Here is a 2,452-nt window from a genome sequence, read left to right as displayed (position 1 = left end):
TCTCGCTGTCGAGTGGCACGCTTTCGCCAAGCTTTGCCAGCGGCACGACGAGCTATGCGGCCTCTGTCGCCAATGGCGTGACCTCTCTGACGGTGACGCCGACGGTGAGCGATGCGACGGCGACAGTGACGGTCAATGGCACGACGGTGACCTCCGGCACGGCCTCGGGCTCGATCAACCTCAGCGTCGGCACGAACACGATCACCACGGTTGTGACGGCGCAAGACGGCACGACGACCAAGACCTATACGGTGACGGTGACGCGTGCGGCGCCTGTGACCCTGTTACCGCAGGGCGGTGCGCTCGCTTCCGGCAAGATCGGGCAAGCCTATAGCCAGAGCATTTCTGCTACCGGTGGAACATCAGCCTCTGGTCCCTACACCTTCTCAGTGACCGGTTCCCTGCCTGCGGGACTGACTTTGTCGGCCGCCGGAGCCATCACCGGAATACCGACGGTGGCAGGCGAAAGCAGCTTTACCGTCACCGCGAAAGACGCGGACGGCACGACGGGCAGTGCCGTCTACACCCTGTTGATCGAGGGGCAGATCATCCTGTCGCCAGGGGGAGGGTCTCTTTCATCTGGGATAGTCGGAACGCCCTATAACCAGGGGTTTACCGCTACAGGCGGCAAGGCGCCCTACAGCTTCACAATCAGCGGGACGTTGCCCACAGGCTTGAGCCTTTCGACCAATGGTGCCTTATCTGGAACGCCGACGGCAGCCAGGAATGCCATTTTTACCGTAACTGTGACGGATGCGGACAGGATCACTGCGTCTGGAACCTACAGCCTCGCGATTGTCGCAGACGCCATCAAGCTTTCACCGAGCGGGGGCGAACTGGCAAAAGGTATGGCAGGCGAACAATATAGCCAGCCAATTACGGCGACGGGCGGCGTCGGAGCAATGACCTTCAGCCTGGTCTCGGGCACCTTGCCGAAGGGGATGAGCCTGAACGTTTCAACAGGCGAACTGACAGGTCCGCTCGAAATCGGATCAGAGGGAGACTACAGCTTCGGTCTTCAGGCCCGTGATAGCATGGGTAACCTGGGAGGCGGCTCCTACAGCCTGAAGGTGGCGCCGCGAAGCGTGACGGTGACCGACAAGCAGATCGAGGTTCAGGCAGGATCGACGCCCGCTGACGTTCCGCTTCACCGGGGAGCGACTGGCGGTCCTTTCGTTACGGCGGAAAAAACCTTCGTCGAACCGCCGAATGCGGGCACAGCAACAATTATCCGTGGCCAGTTCGCGCAGGCGACGACGACGGCGCCCGTTGGCTGGTACCTTCAGTTCACCCCAAACCCCAGCTATGCGGGTCAAGTGAGGGTGGGCTTCCGGTTGACGAGCGCGCTCGGGGTATCGAATACCGGGACGGTGACCTACACGATCGCCTTCGACAAGAGGAAGGTCGCCGACGAGATGCATGGTCTTGTTGAGGATTTCGTCCGAGCCCGACAAAACCTCCTCGCCTCAACGATCAAGGTGCCAGACCTGATGAAGCGCCGGCGGTTGGAGACGGCCAAAGACGCTGTGACGACGCGCATGCAGCCATCTGCCAGCGGCGTGACCCTGGGTTTCTCCACCAGCCTTGTGCAGATGGAGTCGGCACGGGGCGAAGGTACGCGCGGTTCTGGTGGATCTCTGTCCCCCTTCAATATCTGGATCGAAGGGACCTTCATGGCCCATAATCGCGAGCAGAACGGCGATCGTTGGGGAAGCTTCGCCATGATCTCCACCGGCGCAGATTACCTCGTCACCGATAAGCTGCTGCTGGGTCTATCTTTCCACTATGACCGGATGACGGACCCGACTGAGAAAGACGCTGAACTGACCGGAAACGGTTGGCTGGCAGGTCCCTATGCATCGATGGAAATCGCCAAGGGCGTTTTCTGGAATGCCAATATTCTCTACGGCGGTTCTGTGAACGACATCGAGACCGAGTTCTGGGACGGCGATTTCGATACCAGTCGCTGGCTGTTCGATAGCTCGATCAATGGTGAATGGCGACTGGACGAAGACACCGTTCTGGTTCCGAAACTGCGCGCGGTTTATCTATCTGAAACGGTAAAGGATCATGCCGTCAACAATGCGCAGGGTGACAGACTGGACATCAAGGGGTTCACAACCGAACAGTTGCGGGTGAGCCTTGGTGCCGACCTGTCAAGGGATATCCATTTGGAGAACGGAATGGTTCTGACGCCAAGGATCGGCGTCACGGGAGGCTATTCTGGGCTAGATGGTTTTAGTGCATTTGCACAGGTTTCTGGGGGCTTGTCGCTGAATACAGAGGCGGCCTGGACACTCGATTTCGATCTGCTTTTCAGCATCGATAATGATGGCGAAAAGTCGGCAGGTGCCCGCGCGCGGATCGGCGGCCGGTTCTAGGTCGTGGTGATGATTTAAGGATTGGGATTCCCAAAAGAGCGCAAATCGGATTCAAAGCTGATTTTGGAGAT

The 2,452-nt window shown here is 59.0% G+C and carries 1 protein-coding gene; it reads left to right on the top strand.

All coding sequences use genetic code 11. From position 1 onward, the window contains the following. Positions 1–2,381 (top strand): putative Ig domain-containing protein (locus MUU53_RS22910; RefSeq protein ID WP_247262908.1); only part of this gene is annotated, 2,381 nt, incomplete at its 5' end. Between the last annotated feature and the right edge of the window lie 71 nt (positions 2,382–2,452).

Origin of the sequence: Affinirhizobium lemnae, assembly GCF_022968395.1 — a bacterium.
GTDB classification, from domain to species: Bacteria; Pseudomonadota; Alphaproteobacteria; order Rhizobiales; family Rhizobiaceae; genus Neorhizobium; species Neorhizobium lemnae.
Note: the sequence above shows the minus strand (reverse complement) of the source record. Positions and strands in the feature narration are given on the sequence as shown.